Below are 5,090 nucleotides of genomic sequence, written 5' to 3'. Positions count from 1 at the left end.
TTGCTAATAATAAATTAGGTGTTATAGACAAGGATTTTTTCTTGCTTATTTCTGACCCTAATGCATACAAAGATCATAAACCAAGAAAGGTTACTAAAAAGCGTTACCCTTCTACTGCCGCTTAACCGTTACCTATCTCCTGAAGTCATACCAGGATAGATATAAAAAATGAAGATCAAATTTGTAATTGGATTAATCTTAATGATATTTGCTTACAAGGAAAATTCAGCGCAATCTTTCTTTGAGAGTCAAAAACAATATCGAATTCAAAAGCCTCTTTCCGTAAATCTCGGTTTAAATAGTGTTTCTAATTACTTTTCTGTTCCTTTTATTGGATTAACTTATACTTTTAATGCTAATCATGAATTAGGATTTGATTTTATTAATTCTCGTTTCAGAACAAGCGAAAATCCCATTTTTCTGCCTTTATCGCAATCTTTGTTAGAATTTAATGAATCATTCATATATAAACGAAATTCAGGAAAAATTTTTTATAATTACTTTCTGTTTGATTCTCCCTTCTATTTTAATTCTACTATCGGAGTTTTACCTTCTGTTGACAATCAAACTCAGCTTTTAGGTATTTATCAAGGATCCTCCATTTCTCAGGAATTTACTTATACTAGTTCTGTTACTAAATATTCTTCTACTTTGTATTTCTCTCCTGGATTTGGACTTAAATTAAGTTTAGAGAACGGAACTTTCTTTACTTTATCTGGAGGTCCAGTATTTCTTCTAAATAATAAAAGTGATCAATACACTTTTATTTATAGTTCTCAATCTCAAGACAGCTTCGTTAGAAGTAATATTCTCTTTAATCTTCCAATTTATCAAAATTTTTTTAAGAATGAAGCTAAAGCTGTGGAAGCGTATATAAATTTTAGTTTAGGAATTTCGCTTTGATATTTGTTCAGCTACTTCGTATAACTTCGGCTGACACGCTTCGCTCGGGACTAGCCCTCGCTTGGCCTAAAGGCACATTGTCCTCCGTCACGCTTCTTGCGAGGCAAGAAGTCGCGCCGACGCTAACGCCTACTCCGTAGGCTCAGCTACGGACAACGTCGTGTAGCCTTTTCGTTATGCGAAATGTCAGAAAGCAATACACTTAGATCGGAAACTTGTTTCCTTAAATTCAAATTATCTATGTCTTTTTAAAAACACAAAATGGAGTGCAAAAATTGTCTAAAACCGTCTTCTTTGCTTGGCAATTAGATACTAATCCTGATGGGAATAAAAATTTTATTTGGAATTCTCTAAACGAATCCTGTAAAAATCTGCAGGAGTCATCCGTTCCGGAATTATCACCAAGGCCAGAAAGGGATACCTTAGGAATATCAGGTACTCCTAATATTGTACAAACAATTTTTAAAAAAATTGATTCTTGTTCGTTCTTCATCGCTGACGTAACTTTCATTTCAAAAACACAAAATGAAAAATATATTGTAAATCCAAATGTTATGCTAGAACTGGGATATGCTATTAAAACCATTGGGTGGGAGAGAACAATATTAGTGCTGAACAATGCCTATGGCACAGCAGAAAACCTACCATTTGATATCATTCAGCATCGTTGGCCAATAGAATATAGAATCACATCCGAAACAAAAGTTCATGAAAAAAGATTTCGTGATCTTACCGAGACATTAACAGAAGCATTAATTGATTGCGAACAGTATACACTTGCTAGAGCTTCACAAATGACATCTAAACTGGATACTGATACTTTTAAATTAATATCTGAATTTGAATTCAAAAATGACATTGGAATACCTTTACCTGCACGCACAATGGGAGAGGTTCTTACGAGCACTAGCAAAATTTCCTCTTATAGACGTCTCTTAGATTTAGGAGCAATAAGTGTTAATTTTAAACCTCAGGTTTGTTATAACTGGACAAACGATGGTAAAAATATGATCCGAGAAATAAATAGACAATTTCCTGGTTTACTAGAAATCTTAAGAAACAAATAATCCAATACCTGTAATTACTTTCAGTATGAGAATTCAAATAATCTTCATGTTCCGACACTTCGCATAACTGCGGCTGACACGCTCCGCTCGGGACTTTCGCCCTCGCTCGGCCTAAAGGCACATTGTCCTCCGTCACGCTTCTTGCCTTGCAAGAAGGCGCGCCGACGCTAACGCCTGCGCGGCAGGCTCAGCTACGGACAACGTCGTGTAGCCTTGTTCGTTATGCGTAATTTTTTTAAAATGAAATAGAATACCGCAAAAACAATTAAATCGATTTTCAATTACTTGAATTATCTAAGTTCCTTAACAATAGAAAAAAGCAAATCGATTCTTGGGTTTGCAAAAATGAATACTGTTGAAAATTAAATTGTTTCCGGAGCTTGACCATTCGAAGACCATGAAGCAAATTTTAACTTAGAATTGGCCATAGACTCTTTTAAAATAAAAAGGATAAACTGGTTAATACTCTAAGAATGAGCAGTCTATGATTTAAAATCTATATTCCGGGTTTCTTTGGTAATATTCTATTTAAACAAGGAACAAAATCTAACAGAAAAAATCATCTTAACTGGAAATCTCATTTAAGACCAAAAGTCCTCGAAAATGGAATAATATTCTATTAAACTTAAAACTTAGTCAAGACAAGACTACTTTCGTATTTTATAGTCAAAAAAAAATGAATGTTGAAGGAACAATTCAATATGTATAATTTTGCCGAAGACGATTTACTAGATTTTTTAGTTGGAAGAACTATTGAACGGATTATATTAAGTGAAGCACAATTTATACTAGACTTTGGAGATAATTTACAAATTACGATGTCTAGCGATTTTTCAATATGCTATCCTTCTCGTAATGAATTGATTTACCAAAATGGCCAAGGTATTCATAAAAAAGAAATTGCGAGCCTTATTTCTCACAAAATAAATTCTTACCGTATTTTAAGGTCTAAAAATTTAGAATTAACTATGCATAATGAAACTATCTTAACATTATTTGGGAACATTGACAATTATGAATGCTATACAATACGTTACAAGGAAGAATTATATATTATTTAATCTAACGACGCATAGATCAAAATTTAATAAAGATAACTAATAGAAAAATAGTGAAAATAACTATACAAGTATTCAAAAAGAATCTAAATTTTAAAAAAACTACGCATAACTGCGGCTGACACGCTACGCTCGTGACTTGCTCACTCGCTCGGGCTAAAGCCACATTGTCCTCCGTCACGCTTCTTGCGATGCAAGAAGTCGCGCCGACGCTAACGCCTCTCTGAGGCTCAGCTACGGACAACGTCGTGTAGCCTAGTTCGTTATGCGCAATTACTAAAAATATATTTACTAAGTATCATTATTTACAACATAGGTAATAGAAATGGATGATCTGTTTAAATTTCTATTTAGTCGAGGATTAGCACTAGGCCTATACTACACAAGTTATATCATAATGCTATATTTGAGATTATATTATTCGCATGGAATAGATTTATTTGATTTTACTGATAAAAACGATAGGCGAATTTTATTAGGTCAACTTCCTGAACAGATTAATAATGCTATTCTATCAACCGAAATCTATTTATTTATATTTTTATTAATTCTGCCATATATTTTCTTAAAAATAGTAAAATATATATCTCATAGAATAGGATTAAAAAAGTTTAATGAAAGGTATACTACAAAGGAGAATACTAATGAACTTAAGTATATTGATATTATACTCGAAATTGAAAATGATCCAAAACTTAACTTCCTTTACTGGTTTCCGGCAAACGAAACATTATCTACAGAAATAATGATAAATCCAAAAAGAGAACAAAGCTATAAATACAATCATGGATATATTTTTCAAAATCCAAGAATTCAAAAATGTCTTAGTTTGAAAATTCTAAAGTATGATAATCCCAATGGAATATTCAGACCTGGTACTTCTCTAATAGTTTCAAAAGATATCTACTTTACACTCGAGAACCAAATCACAGACGAACTAATCAATAAATACAAGGGAAGAAAATTCCAAACATATTTTACGAATTAGTTACGGCGTATAACTACGGCTTACCGCATCGCTTCGGGTCAGGCCCTCGCTCGGTCTGCGACACATAGGCTTTCTGTCACTCCCCTTGCAAGCGCAAGTGTCGTGCCAGTCCCTAACGTCCCGTTCAGGGACTCAGGGTCAGCCTACGTCGGTAAGCCTAGTTCGTTATGCGTAATCTCAGAATTAATTTAAGAATATAAATTAGTTAAAAAATTTAAAGTTATCATCAAATCAAATAAAACCATGTATCTAAATAAATTTATTAACCTTTTTGTATTTCACATTCTATTTTCGAACTGCCTAGGTTTTATGGTTATGACATTTGGTAAATACGAAAATCTCAACTATAAAAACGAGATTCGTACCAGAACGGATAGAAAGGAATGTTTGCGTTCGTCTGATTTTTATTCAGAAAATGATATTCTAAATTGTTTAGGATTGCCAAAGAAAACTGAAATCATTGGAAGTTGTAAAATTTTATCTTATGAGGATGGTTTAAATTGGGAAGGAATTATGCCGTATGTGTTATTCATTCCAATACCTCTTTTTATTCCAACTGGAATATCCAAAGATAGAGTTTTTTTCATAGAAGATAAAATGATTGCTCATTCACATGATTATGTAGAGATGATTTACGCTTTTGGTGTCATCCAAACAGGGCATAGTTCGCAGGATAATTTTTATTTCGGTAAAGTGAATAATGGAACGCGAAATATCTGGCCTAAAGAATGTAATTAAACTAATCCAAAATACATAATTACAACAAATTCACTACGTTGACAATTTAATTCGTTTTTATCGTTAAAATGAGACTACGCATAACTTCGGCTTACACGCTTCGCTCGAGACTTTCGCCCTCGCTCGGCCTAAAGGCACATTGTCCTCCGTCACGCTTCTTGCTCTGCAAGAAGACGCGCCGACGCTAACGCCTGCGCTGCAGGCTCAGCTACGGACAACGTCGTGTAGCCTAGTTCGTTATGCGCAATTCAAATAAAGTATGACTCAGGACATGGGTAACACTTTTGTAGCAAGACATAGGTAACACTTTCTGGTTTCTCATCCCCTAGAACACCT

5 protein-coding genes are annotated in these 5,090 nt (G+C 33.9%); all 5 read left to right on the top strand.

What is annotated here, in order from left to right; all coding sequences use genetic code 11:
- Positions 1 to 168 precede the first annotated feature (168 nt).
- The 5 genes from DI060_RS18680 (at position 169) to DI060_RS18660 (ending at position 4,754) form a co-directional block, all read left to right on the top strand.
- Positions 169 to 903 carry a hypothetical protein gene (locus tag DI060_RS18680; protein ID WP_108978531.1) on the top strand — a complete coding sequence of 245 codons (735 nt, stop codon included), beginning with the start codon at positions 169 to 171 and terminating at the stop codon, positions 901 to 903.
- A gap of 275 nt (positions 904 to 1,178) precedes the next feature.
- Positions 1,179 to 1,970 carry a hypothetical protein gene (locus tag DI060_RS18675; RefSeq protein ID WP_135355109.1) on the top strand — a complete coding sequence of 264 codons (792 nt, stop codon included), beginning with the start codon at positions 1,179 to 1,181 and terminating at the stop codon, positions 1,968 to 1,970.
- Positions 1,971 to 2,650: 680 nt separating this feature from the next.
- Positions 2,651 to 3,031 carry a hypothetical protein gene (locus tag DI060_RS18670; protein ID WP_108978529.1) on the top strand — a complete coding sequence of 127 codons (381 nt, stop codon included), beginning with the start codon at positions 2,651 to 2,653 and terminating at the stop codon, positions 3,029 to 3,031.
- A 322-nt stretch (positions 3,032 to 3,353) separates the two neighbouring features.
- Positions 3,354 to 4,016: a hypothetical protein gene (locus DI060_RS18665; protein ID WP_108978528.1), complete on the top strand. Its 663-nt coding sequence runs from the start codon at positions 3,354 to 3,356 to the stop codon at positions 4,014 to 4,016.
- A gap of 315 nt (positions 4,017 to 4,331) precedes the next feature.
- Positions 4,332 to 4,754 carry a hypothetical protein gene (locus DI060_RS18660; RefSeq protein ID WP_135355108.1) on the top strand — a complete coding sequence of 141 codons (423 nt, stop codon included), beginning with the start codon at positions 4,332 to 4,334 and terminating at the stop codon, positions 4,752 to 4,754.
- Positions 4,755 to 5,090: the final 336 nt, after the last annotated feature.

The sequence above is a fragment of the Leptospira ryugenii genome (assembly GCF_003114855.1).
Classification (GTDB): domain Bacteria; phylum Spirochaetota; class Leptospiria; order Leptospirales; family Leptospiraceae; genus Leptospira_A; species Leptospira_A ryugenii.
The sequence above is the reverse complement of the archived record's forward strand: the minus strand, read 5'-3'. Positions and strand labels throughout refer to the sequence as shown.

Excerpts from the sequence above, each read along its gene's own strand:
- DI060_RS18665 (WP_108978528.1), top strand. The coding sequence starts at position 3,354 with ATGGATGATCTGTTTAAATTTCTATTTAGTCGAGGATTAGCACTAGGC.
- DI060_RS18670 (WP_108978529.1), top strand. The coding sequence starts at position 2,651 with ATGTTGAAGGAACAATTCAATATGTATAATTTTGCCGAAGACGATTTA.
- DI060_RS18660 (WP_135355108.1), top strand. The coding sequence starts at position 4,332 with ATGACATTTGGTAAATACGAAAATCTCAACTATAAAAACGAGATTCGT.
- DI060_RS18680 (WP_108978531.1), top strand. The coding sequence starts at position 169 with ATGAAGATCAAATTTGTAATTGGATTAATCTTAATGATATTTGCTTAC.